Annotated in this window: 17 protein-coding genes, 1 tRNA gene and 1 pseudogene; 3 read left to right on the forward strand and 16 right to left on the reverse strand. The window is 66.4% G+C overall.

The annotated features are described in order from the left end of the window. Positions 1–203: 203 nt before the first annotated feature. From ACF08M_RS02410 to ACF08M_RS02425, 4 genes are all read right to left on the reverse strand, one after another. Positions 204–1,985: a DEAD/DEAH box helicase gene (locus ACF08M_RS02410; RefSeq protein ID WP_392183362.1), complete on the reverse strand. Its 1,782-nt coding sequence runs from the start codon at positions 1,983–1,985 to the stop codon at positions 204–206. A gap of 151 nt (positions 1,986–2,136) precedes the next feature. After that, positions 2,137–2,526 carry a type II toxin-antitoxin system death-on-curing family toxin gene (locus ACF08M_RS02415; RefSeq protein WP_392183363.1) on the reverse strand — a complete coding sequence of 130 codons (390 nt, stop codon included), beginning with the start codon at positions 2,524–2,526 and terminating at the stop codon, positions 2,137–2,139. Next, complete coding sequence (locus tag ACF08M_RS02420; RefSeq protein WP_026290595.1) at positions 2,523–2,723, reverse strand: ribbon-helix-helix protein, CopG family; 201 nt, start codon at positions 2,721–2,723, stop codon at positions 2,523–2,525. Before ACF08M_RS02420 ends, ACF08M_RS02415 begins: the two co-directional genes overlap by 4 nt. Positions 2,724–2,762: 39 nt before the next feature. Continuing rightward, positions 2,763–4,241: an MFS transporter gene (locus ACF08M_RS02425; protein ID WP_392183364.1), complete on the reverse strand. Its 1,479-nt coding sequence runs from the start codon at positions 4,239–4,241 to the stop codon at positions 2,763–2,765. 209 nt (positions 4,242–4,450) lie between these two features. Between ACF08M_RS02425 and ACF08M_RS02430 the strand changes: the two genes are divergently transcribed. Then, positions 4,451–4,522 (forward strand) — tRNA-Cys (locus ACF08M_RS02430). Between the two features lie 82 nt (positions 4,523–4,604). Here the strand turns inward: ACF08M_RS02430 and ACF08M_RS02435 are convergent. From ACF08M_RS02435 to ACF08M_RS02455, 5 genes and pseudogenes are all read right to left on the reverse strand, one after another. Beyond that, the gene (locus ACF08M_RS02435; RefSeq protein WP_392183365.1) at positions 4,605–5,333 is read right to left on the reverse strand and encodes a hypothetical protein; all 729 of its coding nucleotides are present in this window, start codon (positions 5,331–5,333) and stop codon (positions 4,605–4,607) included. 52 nt (positions 5,334–5,385) lie between these two features. Next, positions 5,386–5,631: pseudogene (locus tag ACF08M_RS02440) on the reverse strand (hypothetical protein); the annotation flags it as partial. 102 nt (positions 5,632–5,733) lie between these two features. Further along, the gene (locus ACF08M_RS02445; RefSeq protein WP_392183446.1) at positions 5,734–6,348 is read right to left on the reverse strand and encodes a hypothetical protein; all 615 of its coding nucleotides are present in this window, start codon (positions 6,346–6,348) and stop codon (positions 5,734–5,736) included. Between the two features lie 87 nt (positions 6,349–6,435). Next, positions 6,436–8,796: a hypothetical protein gene (locus ACF08M_RS02450; protein ID WP_392183366.1), complete on the reverse strand. Its 2,361-nt coding sequence runs from the start codon at positions 8,794–8,796 to the stop codon at positions 6,436–6,438. Between the two features lie 21 nt (positions 8,797–8,817). After that, positions 8,818–9,252 carry a hypothetical protein gene (locus ACF08M_RS02455; protein WP_392183367.1) on the reverse strand — a complete coding sequence of 145 codons (435 nt, stop codon included), beginning with the start codon at positions 9,250–9,252 and terminating at the stop codon, positions 8,818–8,820. A gap of 492 nt (positions 9,253–9,744) precedes the next feature. On the opposite strand from ACF08M_RS02455, the gene ACF08M_RS02460 reads away from it, so the two are divergent. Then, a complete protein-coding gene (locus tag ACF08M_RS02460; RefSeq protein ID WP_392183368.1) occupies positions 9,745–10,287 on the forward strand; it encodes a hypothetical protein in 543 nt (180 codons plus the stop codon). Positions 10,288–10,815: 528 nt separating this feature from the next. Here ACF08M_RS02460 and ACF08M_RS02465 read toward each other — a convergent pair. The 4 genes from ACF08M_RS02465 to ACF08M_RS02480 form a co-directional block, all read right to left on the reverse strand. Beyond that, positions 10,816–11,331 (reverse strand): DUF1269 domain-containing protein, encoded by a 516-nt coding sequence (locus tag ACF08M_RS02465; protein WP_392183369.1) that lies wholly within the window; start codon positions 11,329–11,331, stop codon positions 10,816–10,818. A 98-nt stretch (positions 11,332–11,429) separates the two neighbouring features. Beyond that, positions 11,430–12,035: an AAA family ATPase gene (locus ACF08M_RS02470; RefSeq protein ID WP_392183370.1), complete on the reverse strand. Its 606-nt coding sequence runs from the start codon at positions 12,033–12,035 to the stop codon at positions 11,430–11,432. A 236-nt stretch (positions 12,036–12,271) separates the two neighbouring features. Next, complete coding sequence (locus ACF08M_RS02475; protein ID WP_392183371.1) at positions 12,272–12,520, reverse strand: DUF397 domain-containing protein; 249 nt, start codon at positions 12,518–12,520, stop codon at positions 12,272–12,274. Beyond that, positions 12,517–13,338: a Scr1 family TA system antitoxin-like transcriptional regulator gene (locus ACF08M_RS02480; protein WP_392183372.1), complete on the reverse strand. Its 822-nt coding sequence runs from the start codon at positions 13,336–13,338 to the stop codon at positions 12,517–12,519. Before ACF08M_RS02480 ends, ACF08M_RS02475 begins: the two co-directional genes overlap by 4 nt. 77 nt (positions 13,339–13,415) lie before the next feature. Between ACF08M_RS02480 and ACF08M_RS02485 the strand changes: the two genes are divergently transcribed. Then, complete coding sequence (locus ACF08M_RS02485) at positions 13,416–13,841, forward strand: hypothetical protein (protein WP_392183373.1); 426 nt, start codon at positions 13,416–13,418, stop codon at positions 13,839–13,841. A 209-nt stretch (positions 13,842–14,050) separates the two neighbouring features. Here ACF08M_RS02485 and ACF08M_RS02490 read toward each other — a convergent pair whose 3' ends face one another. The 3 genes from ACF08M_RS02490 to mycP are packed head-to-tail and all read right to left on the reverse strand — an operon-like array spanning position 14,051 to position 16,043. Further along, on the reverse strand, positions 14,051–14,248 hold the full coding sequence (locus tag ACF08M_RS02490; RefSeq protein ID WP_392183455.1) for a hypothetical protein: 198 nt from the start codon (positions 14,246–14,248) through the stop codon (positions 14,051–14,053). Further along, positions 14,196–14,576, reverse strand: a complete 381-nt coding sequence (locus ACF08M_RS02495; RefSeq protein ID WP_392183374.1) for an alpha/beta hydrolase — start codon at positions 14,574–14,576, stop codon at positions 14,196–14,198. The genes ACF08M_RS02490 and ACF08M_RS02495 overlap by 53 nt, the downstream gene beginning before the upstream one ends. Before the next feature lie 51 nt (positions 14,577–14,627). Continuing rightward, positions 14,628–16,043 (reverse strand): type VII secretion-associated serine protease mycosin, encoded by a 1,416-nt coding sequence (gene mycP, locus ACF08M_RS02500; RefSeq protein WP_392183375.1) that lies wholly within the window; start codon positions 16,041–16,043, stop codon positions 14,628–14,630. Between the last annotated feature and the right edge of the window lie 740 nt (positions 16,044–16,783).

Consider the following 16,783-nt stretch of genomic DNA (forward strand, 5'->3'; position numbering starts at 1 on the left):
ATAATCCGGCGTCCGGCAGTCGTGCATCCGCGCATCCGCCCGGTATCGATCCATCGGGTACCCGTTCATTCATCCGGGTACCGGACCGTCCGGCGCCCGACCCGCACCCGATCCGCACCAACGACGCCGGCCCGGGGCAGGACCGCAGTCCTCGCCCCGGGCCGGCACGTCACGTCACGTCACGTCACGTCACGTCAGCGCCCTCACGTCATCCGCGTGGCCCACTCCTGCACCTTCTGGATCCGCTGCTGGATCTGCCCCGCTGTGGCCTCCGCACTCGGCGGCCCGCCGCACACCCGGCGCAGCTCGGTGTGGATCACTCCGTGCGGCTTGCCGCTCTGGTGGGTGTACGCCGACACCATCGTGTTGAGCTGCTTGCGCAGCCCCAGCAGCTGCTTGTGGGTGACCACCGGCCGTGCCTCGGCCGGCTTCTCCAGCAGATCGGCGTCCTCGGCCGGCTTCTGGCGGCTGTGCGCGATCTGCCGGGTCTGCCGCTTCTGGAGCAGCAGCTGCACCTGGTCGGGTTCCAGCAGCCCCGGAATCCCCAGGTAGTCCTGCTCCTCCTCGCTCCCGGGGTGTGCCTGCATGCCGAATTCGGCACCGTCGTACAGCACCCGGTCGAAGACCGCGTCGGATTCGAGGGCCTCGAAGGGCAGCTGCTCCTCGGTCTCCTCGTCCTCCAGCTTCTCGGCGTCGGCGAGGAGCTTGTCCTCCTCCGCGAACGGGTTCTCCTCGTCGCTGCCCTTCTTGGGCTTGTCGAGGACGTGGTCCCGCTCGACCTCCATCTCGTTGGCGAAGTCGAGAAGCATCGGAATGGTCGGCACGAAGACGGAGGCGGTCTCGCCACGCCTGCGCGACCGCACGAAACGCCCGACGGCCTGCGCGAAGAAGAGCGGCGTGGAGATGGTGGTGGCGTACACACCCACCGCGAGGCGCGGCACGTCGACCCCCTCCGACACCATGCGGACCGCGACCATCCAGCGCGATCCGTCCTGGCTGAACTGGTCGATCCGCTTCGACGCCGCCTTCTCGTCGGAGAGGACCACGGTGGCCTTCTCGCCGGTGACCCTCTTGAGGATCTTGGCGTACTCGCGCGCCGATTCCTGGTCGGTGGCGATGACGAGCCCACCGGCGTCCGGAATGCCCTTGCGCACCTCGGTCAGCCGCTTGTCGGCGGCGCTCAGCACATTGGGGATCCAGTCCCCGGTGGGCGACAGGGCGGTCCGCCAGGCCTGCCCGATGGCGTCCTTGGTCATCGGCTCGCCGAGCCGGGCGGCGATCTCGTCACCGGCCTTGGTGCGCCAGCGCATGTTGCCGCTGTAGCTGAGGAAGATCACGGGCCGCACGACGCCGTCGGCGAGCGCGTTGCCGTAGCCGTAGGTGTAGTCGGCCGAGGAGCGCCGGATACCGTCGTTGCCCTCCTCGTACACGACGAAGGGGATCGGATTGGTGTCGGACCGGAAGGGCGTGCCGGTGAGCGCGAGCCGCCGGGTGGCCGGGTCGAACGCCTCCTGGCACGCCTCGCCCCAGGACTTCGAGTCACCGGCGTGGTGGATCTCGTCGAGGATCACCAGGGTCTTGCGCTGCTCGCACCGGTTGCGGTGCAGCATCGGCCGGACGCCGACACCCGCGTAGGTGACCGCGACGCCGTCGTACTCCTTGCTCAGCGGGCCCGCGCTGTAGTCGGGGTCGAGCTTGATCCCTATCCGGGCCGCTGCCTCGGCCCACTGCTTCTTCAGGTGCTCGGTCGGTGCGACGACGGTGACCTGCTGCACGACGTGGTGGTGCAGCAGCCATGACGCGAGGGTCAGCGCGAAGGTGGTCTTCCCCGCGCCGGGGGTGGCGACCGCGAGGAAGTCGCGCGGCTGCTCCTGGATGTACTTCTCCATGGCGCCCTGCTGCCAGGCTCGCAGCTTGCCGGCCGTGCCCCAGGGGGCGCGGCCGGGGAAGGCGGGTGAGAGGTGGTGGGAGGCGGTAGTAGTCACGGTCTCCGGTTCGGGTCTCTCGGGTACGTGGGGCGCTGTCCGTACGTGCCCGTCCCGGCCCGTACGCGATACGACAACCGGGCCACCTTACCGGGGGGCCGGGCGTGAGCCGCCTCGGACTACGCCGCCCCGCACGGAATTGCGATGGCTGTCACACGTCGTCGACGACCAGCTCACGCAGCCCCTGAGAGATCACTTTCACCTCGTCCATTTCCCCCGTGGCCACCGCGATGACCAGGCGTTCCGCGGCATCGATGTCCGGGCGCAGATCGATCCCGTTCATCGCGAGGAAGGTCACGCACGACAACCAGGCCGTCGGTTTGTTGCCGTCGAAGAACGGGTGGTTGATCGCCAAGGACTGCAGGAGCGCGGCGGCCTTGTCGATCGGATCCGGGTATGCCTCCTCGCCGAACATGGCCGCGGAGGGGCGGTGGGCCGCCGATTCGAGGAGCCCGGCGTCGCGCACGACGACGTGCATGTCCGCGCAGGCGTGTTCGGCGATGACGAGGATGTCCTCGGAGGTCAGGTAGACACAGGTCACTTGAGCCGCTCCATGAGCTCGCTCCACTTGGCCGCCTGCTCCTTGGCCGTCTTGCGGACGATGGCCTGCTGAGCGGTCCTGGCCAGGTAGTCGTCCACGGCCTGCAGCAGTATGGCGTGCATGCTGGTCCCCTCCTGCTCGGCGCGCTGCTTCAGTGCTTCGGTCTGATCGTCACGAAGACGCAGGTTCATAGCCATACCAAAACGGTACCGTCGGTGGGGCCAGAGTGGTACCAGCTATTGCGTCCGCACCCGCCCCGCCACCCACGCCCCCACCAGTGCCACCCCCGCCATCGGCAGGAAGACCGCCGCGAACGCCCCCGGGTGGGACCCGGCGCCCCCCGCCTCCACCGCCTCGTGCACGGCCCCCACCGCGCCGCCGCCGAGCGCCGCGAAGGCCGCCCCGCCCGCGGCGAGCAGCAGGACGTTCGACAGCCCGTCGGAGATCTGAAGGGCGGCCGAGTTCGCCCCCGCCTCCTCCGGCGCCGACAGCTTCAGCAGCAACACGCTCGTCGACGCGATCACCATGCCCATGCCGAAGCACCCGAAGGCCCAGGCCACGGCCACGGTCCAGACCGGCACCGAGTCGATCAGCACGGACGGCGCGGCCGCGATCGCCGCGGCGACCAGCACCATTCCGCCCACCATCAGGCGCTCCCGGTACGGCTCCAGGCGCGGCCGGGACTGCACGTACGAACCGAGGGCCCAGGTCCCGCCCCCGGCCGCGAGCGAGAGCCCGGCCATTGTCGGGCTCAGCCCGCGCTGGGTCACCAGCATCAGCGGTACGAACGACTCGGCGGCGATGAACGACCCGGCCGCCACCCCGCGCAGCAGCACCACCGAGGGCAGCCCGCGCGCCGCCCGGCCGGTCCCCGGGGGCAGCAGTCCGCGCACGGCGGGCACGAGCAGTGCGACACCCACGGCGGCCGGCAGCAGCGCGAACCAGTTCAGCTCCTGCCCGGCGTACTGGAGCAGCCCCGCCCCCACCGAGATCCCGAGCGCGAGCAGAATGCGCCGCCGGTCGTACGGCTCGACGGGCGCCGCCGGATCGGCCGGCCCGGACGCCCGGCGCCGGATCGCGGGCAGCGCGAGAGCCAGCGGGAACACCACGAGGACCGGGATGCCGATGAAGACCCACCGCCACCCCAGGTGCTCGGTCACGCTCCCGGCGGCGAGCGGCCCGACGACGGACGGGATCACCCAGCTCGCGGCGAACGCGGCCAGGATCGACGGCTGCAGACGCTTCGGATAGGCCCGGCTGATCACCACGTACAACGCCACGATCACCAGCCCGCCGCCGAGCCCCTGCACGGCCCGTCCCGCGATGAACATCCACATCGTCCCGGCGGTCCCGGAGAGCAGCAGCCCCGCCCCGAACGCGCTGATCCCGGTGGCGAGCGGCGCCAGCGGCCCGCGCCGGTCCGCCCACTGCCCGGACAGCACCATGGCGAAGAGGCTGGTGGTGAAGTACGCGGAGAACGCGAACGCGTAGAGCGGAACGCCGTGCAGCTCACGGGCGGCGACCGGCATCGCGGTCCCCACGGCCGTCGCCTCGAAAGCGATCAGGAACACGACGGAGACGATGCCGATGCTCAGCGCCCGATAGGTCCGCCCGAGCACGCCTTCGGATTCGGCGAGCGGGGCCGGTATCGCCGCATCGACGGCGGCGCGGGCGTCGGTTTCGGTACCGACGTCTCGTGGGTCCAGGGCACTCATGAGCCCAAGAGTAAGGGGCAAGATCTCATATGGCCCCTGTCGCGAGACGGTCCGCCGTTCCTCCGTTGGTCGTAGGACCACGACGTGCCGCACGGACGCCGACGGGCCACGATCGTGAACGCGGCATGGCAGTCGCGTTGCGGCCCGCCCCACACCCTTGAGTGGTCCGGACACCCGCCTCTACGGTCGAACCACAACGAGGAACACACGGCCGTGTGCCCGAGTGGTTCAGGGGCTCGACTGCAACTCGAGTTACACCGGTTCGAATCCGGTCACGGCCTCCGAGGAACACGGAACGGCCGCTCCCATGGCGCAGGGGCGGTCGTTCCGTACGTTCAGGATCCGGGCCGACGCCACCGCCGACTACTGCCGGAGCGGCTGCTTCGGGGTGAGCACGGGGGTCTTCGGCAGACCGCCGTTGTTCTCACATTCGAGTTCCTTCACCAGCTTGAGCGTAACCGCGTGCAGAATTTTCATATTCATGTTGCGGTATTCACGTGTATCAGGCGCATCACTATGACCGCGTCCGAAGCCGCCTCGAATCCGCATCGGCGTCTTGTCCGAACCATCCAACTGAGGACTCACACATTCGAAGTAAAGAGCTGCACCACCTCGTCCTACCGAAGACTGCACACCCATGGTGTACAACTCGCTACCATCCGGAACCCTGTCATCCTCCACGTCCTGCGGAGCATAAATGGAGTAGCCGATTTCTCCATCGTCACCCAGCCTGCCGCCCTTAGGAACCAACTCGCAAACATCGCCTCCCGAAGCCCATGGACGACCGGACTCATAACCCTCCTTGAGTGCCGCGACCGTTCTCTCCATACCTTTCGCATCCCGCCAGAAGAAGACCTTTTCCTCCGTCACCTTCTCCACCATCTCCGCCAACGGGCCGGCGAACAGACCACCGCATACCTCACCGGCCCCGACGAAATCCGGGCGCTCCTCCTCACCTGAAGCACACGCCACACCCCCGGTCCCCAGAACCAGAACCAGCCCAGCGGCCATCAGCGATCGCCGCACCCGCACACACTCACTTCGCCCGTCCCGCATCCGGTCCACCCCATCCGCCGCTTCGTAATCGTCCATTACCGCCAGCACCCTCGACTCTTCACGCAGTGCCGCCGGTTCAAGCCGCGTTGCCACCGTCAGCCACTCGACTCACGGGGATGCGCTCCGTGCCGAGCTTGCGCAGGCTGGGGCCCAAATCGGCGGTGAACGCCTCGTCCTGGGAGGCCCTCGCCAGGTCGAGGCCGAGATTCTTCTGGAGGTCCTGGACGTCCTTGAGCCGCTCCTTGTCGAGCTTCCCGTCCTCATACGTGTCCGTCGAGAGCTGCGCGAAGAACGCGAGCGCCCCCTCCGGTCTGAGCTTCTTGTAGAAGTTCTTCTGAGCAGAGCCGCAGTCCTGAGCGACTACCAAGTGAACACACGAAGGCAGCTAGACCCAGCCCTGCCACCGCCGGAAGCTTGGCCGGCGGCCCAGGCCGTGTCAGGTCCGGGGCTTCAGCACAGGCTTCTCGGGCAGCCCGCCGTTGTTCTCGCACTGCAACTTCTTTGCCACGGCAAGGGACGCAGCATGGACAACCGTGAGATTCACTTCCCGGGATTCAGGCATGTTCTGCTCGCGGTCCTTCGGTCGGCCAAAGGTTCCGAGTATGCGCATCGGACGCTCCTTCGACCCCTTGAACTGGGGACTCACACACTCGAAGTAGAGAGCAGCGGACCCGGGAGTCGCCTCGGACTGCTTCCCCATGGTGTAGAGCCGCCCGCCCACCGGAAGGCGCAGATCGCCCACGTCCTGCGGCGCGTACATGGAAAACGCGACTCCTGCCCGGCTCGTTCTCCCACCGCCCTTCGGGGAGATTCGGCACAACGTGTCACCTCCGGCCCAGCGATGACCGGACTCGTACCCGGCCTTGAGTGCATCGACAACTTGGTCCATACGATTCGGATTAGTCCAGGCGAACGACGTCGCTCCCGTGACGGACTCGATCGTCTTCGCCAGAGGGCCCTTGAACAGGCCATCGCACACCTCCTCCGCGCTAACGTAATCCGGCGTCTTGTCCTCGTCGCCGCACCCAGTCGCTCCCACACCGACAGCCATCACCAAGCCGGTGATGCACCATGCCCGCCTCAACTGCCCCGCTCCCATACGCCTCATCTTCGGGCCCCCTCCTGCACCATTCCTGGCTCAGTCCCCGGTCTCGGGATCACTGCCCTGCTGATTCTCACGGCTATTGCCCTGCACATAGCCGAGCCCCATGGACTCAATCATGTCCTGACGAAAAGCATTGTTCTCTTTTCCGGTTGCGTGACGTTCGAGGAAGCTTTCCATCGGAGCCTCAGCCATGGACTCGCCGGACCTATAGATCTTGTTCCATTCTCCTCGGGTGAGTTCCTCGGCTTTTTCCTTACTCTTGTCCACCGAGTTGTCCGAGACATCTCCGACGACCTGACCGATGACCTGCTCCGCAGCTCCGGTGGCTGTGTCGGTTGCCAACGTAACGAGCACGGCGGCTGTGCCCACGGCAGCCGTCGCAGGCAGGAACGCCACGCCGGCCGCGACACCCGCCACAGCGCCGAACTCCACCCAGCCCGCCCGCTTGGCCACGGCCTTCTCGAAATCCTCGTGGGTCTTCATGTGATCCGCCTGGACCTGGTCCGCACGGGACTGGTCGAGCATGCCCTGCACCTCGGCGCCACGGAACACCGCCGACCTGGCGGCCCCGGGGTCGGGCTTCCCGTCGGGGCCTACCTGAGCCTCCAGTGCACTGGCCGTATACACCTGCTCAGCGGTGGACAGCGTGGCGTACGCATCCGGGTGCTGGCCCAGGACGCTGAGAAATTGACGCGCGACGTCTCTTCCGTTGTCCCTGATGCCGTCACTGTTCTCGGTGGAGAAGTCGAGGTGCCCTTCCGGGTTCTTACTCGGAGCGAAGATGCTGTCCCCTTCGTTCTTGTCAAGCGACCAGTTGATGTCGTTGATGTACCCGGCACCCATGACCCCAAGGCTGTCGGCCATCGCTTCTTGTTTTTTGAGCAGGCCTGCATCCGCGCCGTACTTCTCCATGACGTCCCGCATGACGCCGGCGTTGTCCGCGTCCCGCACAACTGCGGCGTCGGGACTGTCGTACGGATACCCGAGGGCCGCTGACTCCAGTGCATGCCCAAGCGCGTCCGGCATGTAGGCGAGCGATCTCTCCATCTCCTTCGGGGTGTGTGTGTCGACATCCCCGAAGTTCTGCCACTTCTCGTTGCCGAAGAAGTCGAGATAGTTGTCGATGTCCACGCCGTCCCCCTTGCCCAGGTCCGCCGTCGCCCCCTTGTTGACCGTGCCGTCCTCGTTGTACGCGGTCGGCGGGTCGGAAAAGAAACGCTTCGACGCGTCCGGGCTGTGCCCCAGCGCCTCCAGCATGGAGACGGTCGGGTCGAAACCGGAACCGTTCACCCCGGACGGGTTGAAGGGGTTTCTGCCGGGGATGGTCACCAGACTGTTCCCCCGGAACATGTCCGGGTTCTTCTGGTGCAGCTGCGCCACGTGCTCGGCCATCGGGTTGAGGAACTTCGCGTCGTAGTTCCCATACCGCATGATCCCGCCGAGCAGCTGGTAGCCGAACGGTCCGTTGTTGTCGTACTTGCTGAGTGGAATTTGCTCGGTGCCGAGCTTACGCAACTCCGGCCCCCACTCAGCTGTGAAATTCCTGTCGTGCGAGGCGGTGGCCAGGTTGAGGCCGAGATTCTTCTGAAGGTCCTGGACGTCCTTCAGGCGCTGTTTGTCGACGTCGGGATAATGGAACGTATCGGTCGAGAGCTGACCGAAGAACGCGAGCGACTTCTCCGGGCCGAGCTTCTTGTAGAAGTTCTTCGCGAACTCCTCCGACCCGCTGTTGTCCTTCAACAGCTCGTTGAGCGCCTGGAGCTCCTTGTGCGTGAGATCGCGGCCCTTGGCGGCCAGGCGGGCCGCCCGGGCGGCCTCCTCCTGGTCCATCTTCGTGTACTTGGGGGCGGTGAAGTCCTTGCGGCCGGTGACATTGGCTTCGAGAGAGTTCTTTAAGGACACGTCGGTGTCATTGCAGTTGTCGACGATGAGGTCGATCTTCTTCTGCCACGACCCGATGTTCTTCCTCTCCTGCTGGAGCATCTCGGGGTAGTCGGGATCGTGCCCTGCCGCCGGGGTCTCCGCCACCGGGCGCCGCGCGGTGACCTTGCCCTTGTCGTCCACCCTGATCCCGGCCGCGGGTCCTTCGTGGTCCCGGATGTTGATCAGGTCGTCCTTGGCCTTCTTGATGGCCGCGTGCCCCTCTTCGAGGATCATCTTCACGCCCTTGGCCTCGGCTGCGGCGTCCGCGAACTCCTTGGCCGTCTTGGTGACGAACGCCTTGGTGACGCCCGCGTTGAGGCCCTCCCAGTCCGCCTTGTCCGACTTGACCTTCATCCCTTTGGCCGCATCATCGGCGAGTTTGTCCAGGTCACTCGCCATCTTTTCCCAGTCGTCGACCGCGGTCTTCAGTTTCCCCACCGGGGCATCGACGATGTCCTCGTACTTCAGCATGTGCGTACTTCCCCCCGACCCCTACTTCATGTATTCCGTGAGCTTGGAGATCGGTGCCAGATCCCCCTCGACCTTCGCTTCGTCCTTCGCATGCTGAGCCTTGGTGTAATCCAGGTGATTCGAAATGTGCGCGAGGGAATCCAGCAGCGTCTTCACATGGGTCTTCCAGAAGTCGTGCACCTTGAGCACCGCCGAACCACTCGCGAAGTTGCCGTTGGTCAGCGCGATCGCCGCGTCGAACGTCGTGGGACGGGCCCGGTCCCCCTCCCGTGACAACCGAATCCGCAGGTCGTAGGCGTCGTTTCCGATGGCGCCGAGGGAGTCCCGGTTGACCACCAGGTCGGGGGCGCCACCCGCGCCCCCGCCGCCCTCGGCCGGGACGCTGTTGATCTGCATGGCACTCCGCCGCGCGGCCGCCGCGTCACGAAGCTCCGCCCATTCCTCATCGAACGACACGAACTCCCCCAAGTATCCCTCTTGTTGGCCACCCCATCCGAGAACGCGGCCACCGCCCCGGTCACCGTATCGGTTCCTTCTCCATCGGCGCCGAACATGGCTGCGGAGGGATGGTGTGCCGCCGATTCGAGGAGTCCGGCATCGCGCACGACGGCCGCGGCGACCCCGGCTCTGAACTCCATCCAGCCGGACCGTGCGGCCACGGCCTTCTCATCATCCTCTTGCGTCTTCATGCGCAATGCCACAACCCGATCCTCATGGGACTGGTCGAGCATGCCCTGCACCCCTCGGCACCGGCGCTCACCATCGCCCGCGCAGCACCGGTCTTGATCTCGCCGTTCGAGTCCACCTGACGCTCCAGCATGCTGGAGCGTCAGGAGCACAGACGGTTTGGACTGTTGAGGAGCTTCGTGTCAACTGGAGTGCTCAGTAAGGACAGTTCGCACGGACAGTGCGCTCCTACTGTGCGAGCGGCTCTCTATCGTGGCGGGCATGGCTGATCGCACAAACCACGGCGTCGCCCCGCAGACCCACCCCGACCTGCTGACATGGCTGACCGAACGCGCCCAGAGCTTCGAGCACTGGGCCGAGGACACCAGTACCCCCGAGACATGGGACTTCTCCCCCCAGTCCCTGGACACGCTGGAAGACCTCATCCACAACCAGTACAGCAGCAACGCGGAGAGCCTCACAGCGCGACGCAACGCATTCCTTCAAGGGGCGTGCTGGTACATAGGGGAAGTGGTTTGCCGCACCCGGGGGGCGGTGTGGAAGTTCGAGCCGTTCGCCGTGAAGGGCGCCGAACTGCCATCCCTGTTCGGGGAGGCGGATCCGTCAGGGGTCATCGACGAGCCCTGTGTGGGGGCGCCCGAAGAGGGCACGGAGGAGGCCATCTATCCGATGGGCGCTGTGCACGGACTGTTCTCCACCGAAGACGAGCTGGGCAACCCCATCGCCCAGCGCCTCTCCGACGTGCTGGGCGACTTCGACGAAGGCGAAGACGACGAAGGCGAAGACGAAGACGACAACGAGTAGCCGGGGTGCCGCCGCGATCGCGGCCGGTGGGTCGAATATTCCGAGCACGGCGGAGAATTACGCCGATCTCGTCGTCATGCCGCAGCGTCCAGGACATCACCCCGGGCATCCGGGCCACATCCGCGATCGACCAGGCCCATTGCAGTGCCTCGCATCGCCAGGCCAGTCTCTCCGGCCACACAGACGACCGTAGGAGTTGACGCAGCGGAAACCGCAAGCCGGAACCGGCGTTCGCCTCCCCGGTCATGGTCCTGCGGACCTCGGCACGTATCGCCTCGCTGTTCACGTCCACCGACAGCACCGCCACGTCCGTGATCGGCGGGAACAGCAACTACTCCAACCGGAGAACCGTCTTGAGCAGCAAGCGGGCCACCCCACCGCAGTCGCTGCGCCAGTCAGGGAACCTTCCCAGCCCCATGCGCATAGAGCGATTTCCACCGACCTGAATCTGCACCCGGTCCCCACATACGAAAGGCGACCACCCTGCGCACGGCGCGGGCAGTCGCCTTCTCTCGTATGGTCCGGAGATCAGGAGGCGATCGTCGTCTCTTCCTTGAGCGCTTCCTTCACCATCTCCTGCAGGTGTGCCTCGTCCTCCTTGCTGAGCGAGGTCTGCACGAGCTGACCGCCGAACTTGACGATCTCGGGGATGACCTTGTCGCGGACGGACGTCTTGACGAGCACGAAGACGGCGGCGGCGCCGGGCCGGAGATTGGTGCTCAGCTCCTTCATGAAGTCGTCGTTGACACCGGTGTCGACGGCGGACCCTCCGGCGGCGCCGGCCGCGGCGCCCACCGCGGCACCGAGGAACGGCACGAGGAAGAGCAGCCCGATAACGCTCCCCCACAGCGCGCCGCCAACGGCACCGTTACCCACGTGGTTGACGGCCTGATGGAGCTTGATCTTGCCGTCCTTCTCACGCCGCTCGACGACGACGACGTCCTCCAGATCGACGAGGTGCTCGCGGTTCATGGACAGCAGCTTGTCCCGGACCTGGTCGGCGGTGGCGAGATCGTCGTAGGCGATGACGAACAGATTGCTCATGCGGCTGACTCCTCCTGGTGGTGCTTTACCGCACCAACCATAGAGGAACTGTTGATAAATAAGACATTAGGTCCGAATGCGTCGACCCTCCAGCCGCTTCAGCTCTCCACCGCCCCCGCCACCCGCGCCCGGCCGAGCCCCGCGAGCACCGCGTCGACCGTCTGCTCCACGGTCTGCCCGGTCGTGTCCAGCCAGAGCCCGATCCGCGGCGTCTCGTCCCGCAGCACCCGGTCCAGCGCCTCCACCGTCCACCCTGCCCCGTATCCGTTCTTGCCCCGCCCGGCCTCCCGCTCGGCAACGGTTCGCGGCTCGGGGGCGAGCACGACGACGTACAGCGGCCGGGTCCGTACGAGATCGACGTACCCGGCCAGTTCCTCCCCCAGCACCACGTCCTGAACGACCGCGGACCAGCCCTCGTCTGCGTACGCGTCGGCCGTCATCGCGGACAGCCGGTACCGGAGCCGGAGCTGGGCGGCGGCCTCCTCGTATGCCCCCGGCACCATCTCGGCCCGCCCGGTCACCACCATGCGCCGGAAGACATCCCCCCGCACATGAACGGCCCGCGGCAGCCGCTCGGCGAGGGCCTGGGCGACGGTGGACTTGCCGGAGGCCATCACTCCGGTGATGAGGACGACCGCGGGACCGAGGTCATCACTGTTCGGATCCCGTTGGCCGTGTGCAGGAATCACCGCATCGTTCTTCATCGTTCCCCCTGAGGTTCAAAAGGCCGTTCAGGCCGTCGGCCGTCGGCACCGCTGGACTCCATGGCGGTGCGACGACCTCGGACTTCTTCACACACGTGCCGACCGCAGACATGCACCGGCAGCTGATTCCGGTACGCCTCGCCCCTGGCGCCGTCCGCATCAAGTCGGGCAGGGGCAGGCAGACAGACCCGCTGCCCGGATCAGCAGCTCGGAACAGGCCCGCGATCAGCCCGCGATCAGCCCGCGACGGCACCCGCCAGGAAGGCGGTCCAAGCAGCGGGACCGATGGCGAAGGTGGGGCCGTCGGTGACCTTGGAGTCGCGGACATGGACGGTGTGGGGGCAGGCGGCCACCTCCACGCAGGCCTCACCCTCGTTGTTGCTGTAGCTGGACTTGCGCCAGTCGTAGGCGACTTCGACGCAGGCGCCGCCTTCGTTGTTGCTGTAGCTGGACGTGAACCAGGAGAGCTCGGGCCCGGTGGTCACAGTTGCCTCGCCTTCGTTTCGATGATCTCCGCCGACTTCCAGGGGTTGAGCGCCTGGGCCCGCAGGATGCCGAAGAGGTCGAACATGTCGCCCACCTGCTCCGGCCTGGCGATCAACCTATCGCCGCCCTGGCTCTCCGCGAAGACCAGATTGCGGCCTTCCGCCGTGCACATCAACTGCATCGGCCCGTTCAACCCCGCGTGCGTGTGCTGATCCGTGGGCATCACCTGCTCGGTGAGGTGGTTCATCCGCCGCATGCAGTCCAGCAGATGCAACAACTGCTCCTTCAACACCGCCGCGCCACCGAGCGTCCGGCTCAGGATCGACTCCTCGATGACGAACCCGACATACGGCGGCGGCGTACGCATCAGCACCGCCTGCCGTTCCAGTCGCGCCTCGACATGCCTGACGATCTCGTCCTCGGTGTACGCGGGTTTGCGTGCCCGGTACAAGGCGTACGCGTACGCCTCCGTCTGGAGCAGCCCCGGGATCAGCATCGTCTCGTACGCGCTGATGACCCGCGCCTGCCGCTCCAGCCGCGCCCAGTCCAGGAACTTCGCCGGGTACTTCTCCTCATCGATCAGCTCGATGCACGCCTTCAACGCGCCGCCCCCGACGAAGACCCGGTCCGCGTCGGCCAGCAGTTCCAGCGACGGAATGCGCTCCGCCCGCTCGACCGCCCCCATCAGCGACTCCGAGATCAACAGCTTGTCCGCCGCGTCCTTCTGCGTGAGCCCAGCCCGCACCCGATGGATACGGATCAAGTCGCCCACGAGCCGCCGGACCTGCGACAGCTCCCCACTCGTCCCCACAGCCACCTCACTCTCCCCACATCGCGTCGATGTGGACCGCGTCCTCCTGGTCACGCTACGCAGCCGTGGTGATGCTTGGAGTCATGACGAGCAAGAAACGCCCCGAATGGGTACCCGCCGCCGGCCTCCAACTCCACCTGACCGGCATCTACTTCGATGCCATCCGGCTGCGGGGCGTACGCGGCGAGGCGGTACTGCAGCACCTCGGCACCCTCACCGACGGCGAACCGGGCCCAGTCGTACGGGAGATCGCGGGCGCCCGGTGGACGTACTTCCTGATCCCACCCGGTTCGAGCAAGGAGTACGACTGGCCTCCGGGCGCCAGGTGCTTCGGGCGGGCCGCCTGTGACCAGTACGTGGGCATTCCCGCACCCGACGGCAACACGTACCCGCTGAGCTGGCGGTGCGGGGCGCCGGGGGAAGGGGAGTTCGTGGATGTGGAGCTGCTGTACGGGCTGGTGATGGCGCAGTTGGCGCCGGACGGGCACGAGGAAGATCGCACGACATGAACGGTGGACGCACCGCCGACGAACCACTCAGGTGGAGATCGCGGCCGACCTGCATGGCGGTGCGAGAGCCGTCGCAGACCGCGGCCCCCACCGCCTGACGCAGGGCCCGGGTGGTCCGCATCCCTGCGGGCACCGCGCGTATCGCCTCTGTAAACGAGCCGCGTGGGATCACGCCCGGATCTCGCGCCGACGGCACGTGGGGCCAGCTGTCACACGTCCGCGGGCGCCGGACCGTTGGCGGGCGTCGTGACCGCGACGCGCACCGCGCCGGTGGTCGAGGCTGCGACCTGTGCGATCGTGCCCGACCCCGGGCGCCTCCCGGCGGGCACGTCGAAGGCCACGCCACCGAAGTCGTCAGAGACCGGGTCGGTTCCGTGAACGATCGAGTGGTCGTCGAAAAGCTCCATGTGCGCATTCGGATTGAGGGGGCCCGGGGGCCTGCCGGCGGCGGGCAAGGTTGATGAGGTCGTTCTTGGCCGCGGCCGCAAGGACATGGTCCGCCGGGACGTTCGGGTCCTTCGCGTGCTCCACGCCCACGCCCGGACTACCCACCTTGATCGCGTTGCCGACCGGCAGGTCCATGTGGGTGCTCATCGTCTGGCCTGCCACCAGGGACCCATAGCTGTGGCCCAGGAGCGTCTGGTTCACATCGCGATGGCTGGCTTCCTCAATGCCCTGCAGGAAGTTACCCAGCGGCTCCTTCGGGCTTGTCGGCCCACTTGGTCTCCGTCGCATCGGTCCTGATGGCCTGCGGGGCGTCGTAACCGAGCCACACGATCGATTGTTTCAGGTCGACCTCTCTCCGTATGACGGCCCCCCGTGCGGCGAGTTGGAGCCGGGGGGAGCGGTCGAAGGGGGTGCGTAGGCCGGGTGTGTGGGCTGCTGCTGAGGCTGGGACTGCTGGTACGGGTTGGAGTGCGGAGGCTGGTCCGGGTACGCGGGCGGTGCCACTGCGGCGGCGGACTTGCGACGGCGGGAGCGGATGGCGAGGGCGGCCGCCGTTGCACCGACGAGAGCGACTGCGCCGATACCGAGGCCGATCCAGAGGCCGGTTTTGCTGCCCTTGTCGTCAGACGCGGGAGCTGTTGCGGCGAGCTTGTCGGTGTCCGTCGAGCCCCCGGCCGCCTTGGAAGGCTTGGCGGAGGGGGAGGCGCTGGGGCTCTCGGCCGCCGCGAGATCGGGTAGCGGGTACACGTCGGCCGGGCCGGGGTCGCCCGGGGTCTTCAGGGCGATGCGGGGGCGGACCGCACCGTATCCGACGTAGTCGTTGCGCTTGGCGCCACTGGTCGGGCCGCCGGCCGTGTTCAACATGACGCGGAGGACCTGGTTGTTGGTCCAGTCGGGGTGTTTGGACCAGATGAGGGCAGCAGAGGCGGAGGCAAGGGCGGTGGCGTCGCTGGTTCCATGGGACTTGCACAACTGAGTTCCACCGGTGCATGGGTGGACCATATCGATACCAGGTGCCGAGAGGTCTACCTGAGCACCATGCTGAGATTCTTCAGTCTTTTTTATATTTCTATCAAGCGCCCCGACACCAACAACACCAGGAGTCGCCGCCGGGTACTCCAGACCATTTTCTTTATTTCCACTGTTTCCAACTGCAGCAAAAATCAGGGACCCTTTTCCGATGGCATACTTTACCGCATCCGAAAGCTCCCGCGAGTCACTTTCGTCACCTTGTGAAATATTAATAACCTTGGCGCCATTGTCCACCGCAAAGCGAATGCCTGAAGAAACGTCCTTACTGAAATTCACACTCCCAGTTGCACCGTTAACCTTTCCGGTGTCGTTCCTCAATCGAATGGGCAGGATTTTGGCTCCCGGAGCGAGCCCGAAGGCACCGTCACCCCCACCCGATTTTCCCGTTCCTGCAATCAGACCAGCCATGGACGTTCCGTGACCTTCATAGTCAACTCGCTCGTCACCAGGCGATCCGTGTGCCAGATCCAGCCCTTTGAGTACCTGCCCAAGGAGGTCAGGGTTTGAGGCGTCCACACCAGTGTCAATGACTGCAACTTTCACGTTCCGACCAGTGCTCGACTTCCACATCTGGTCAGCCTTCATTACATCCAGATGCCATTGATCTGATCGAACAGAATCTGCAGATGCGGGAATAGAGCCAACCAGCAGCAGCCCCAGCGCGGCGGACACCGCAGTTCCGCAGCGAGCAGCCCCCGCCGTACGGATGCCACTGATATTCATTCAGATCCCTTTCAGCGAATTCTCGCCACTCAGTCGATGACTGGAGGCACTACAGGACGCCCGTTCCGCCAAGTCGCCTCATCCTCTGTGAGGTAATTCGGCCTCTCCTCGCTCTCATCGCGTCGGGCATTGCCCTTGCGCTGCGGGGCAGTGCCCGACCGCCCTGTCCGACTGCTGACGCCCGCACCCTCAGCACTCCGCACCAGCCCTGTACCGCCCGGCGTGAAGGGCCGGGCACTCGTGCGTCCAGGCTGCTGTGGGCGGCCACCGACAACTCCGCCTGTCTCACCTGCCGAGCGCCGACCGCCAACTACACCATTCTGACCGCCGCCAAGGCCGCCCGTACCCATGCCGTGCATCATTGGCCCGCGGCTGGAGTGGGTTCCCTCGCCACCGACTACGGTGCCTCGTGGAAGGCCACCCGTCGGCCGGCCGGAAGCTTGCGGAGCAGGGCGGCCACCAACGATGCCGCTTTCGCCTGCCGGTCGGCCAACCGGTCCAGGTGCCTGACTCACCCTGCCTGAAGAGATCAATGGCAGGCGCCCCCCTCCCGGGGTCCTATTGCTGCCGGTCGTCGGCGAGACGGGGCTCGTGCTGACGATGGGCGGAAATCCGCCGGGGCCGGGAGGAGTGCCACGGTCGACCGTTCCTCCAGTGGGCAAACTTGGGGGCGTTACGGTCGGCACCGCTGAAGTTTCCGGCAACACGGCAACACTGTCCACGTCCATGCCCACGGGGCG

The organism is Streptomyces sp. NPDC015032 (assembly GCF_043080425.1).
Classification (GTDB): Bacteria; Actinomycetota; Actinomycetes; order Streptomycetales; family Streptomycetaceae; genus Streptomyces.

What these genes read in the sequence shown, in the direction of transcription:
- ACF08M_RS02420 (WP_026290595.1), bottom strand. Translation starts at nt 2,723, where the DNA reads ATGGCTATGAACCTGCGTCTTCGTGACGATCAGACCGAAGCACTGAAG.
- ACF08M_RS02425 (WP_392183364.1), bottom strand. Translation starts at nt 4,241, where the DNA reads ATGAGTGCCCTGGACCCACGAGACGTCGGTACCGAAACCGACGCCCGC.
- ACF08M_RS02435 (WP_392183365.1), bottom strand. Translation starts at nt 5,333, where the DNA reads ATGGACGATTACGAAGCGGCGGATGGGGTGGACCGGATGCGGGACGGG.
- ACF08M_RS02445 (WP_392183446.1), bottom strand. Translation starts at nt 6,348, where the DNA reads ATGGCTGTCGGTGTGGGAGCGACTGGGTGCGGCGACGAGGACAAGACG.
- ACF08M_RS02450 (WP_392183366.1), bottom strand. Translation starts at nt 8,796, where the DNA reads ATGCTGAAGTACGAGGACATCGTCGATGCCCCGGTGGGGAAACTGAAG.
- ACF08M_RS02460 (WP_392183368.1), top strand. Translation starts at nt 9,745, where the DNA reads ATGGCTGATCGCACAAACCACGGCGTCGCCCCGCAGACCCACCCCGAC.
- ACF08M_RS02465 (WP_392183369.1), bottom strand. Translation starts at nt 11,331, where the DNA reads ATGAGCAATCTGTTCGTCATCGCCTACGACGATCTCGCCACCGCCGAC.
- ACF08M_RS02470 (WP_392183370.1), bottom strand. Translation starts at nt 12,035, where the DNA reads ATGAAGAACGATGCGGTGATTCCTGCACACGGCCAACGGGATCCGAAC.
- ACF08M_RS02485 (WP_392183373.1), top strand. Translation starts at nt 13,416, where the DNA reads ATGACGAGCAAGAAACGCCCCGAATGGGTACCCGCCGCCGGCCTCCAA.
- ACF08M_RS02490 (WP_392183455.1), bottom strand. Translation starts at nt 14,248, where the DNA reads ATGGAGCTTTTCGACGACCACTCGATCGTTCACGGAACCGACCCGGTC.
- ACF08M_RS02495 (WP_392183374.1), bottom strand. Translation starts at nt 14,576, where the DNA reads ATGCGACGGAGACCAAGTGGGCCGACAAGCCCGAAGGAGCCGCTGGGT.
- mycP (WP_392183375.1), bottom strand. Translation starts at nt 16,043, where the DNA reads ATGAATATCAGTGGCATCCGTACGGCGGGGGCTGCTCGCTGCGGAACT.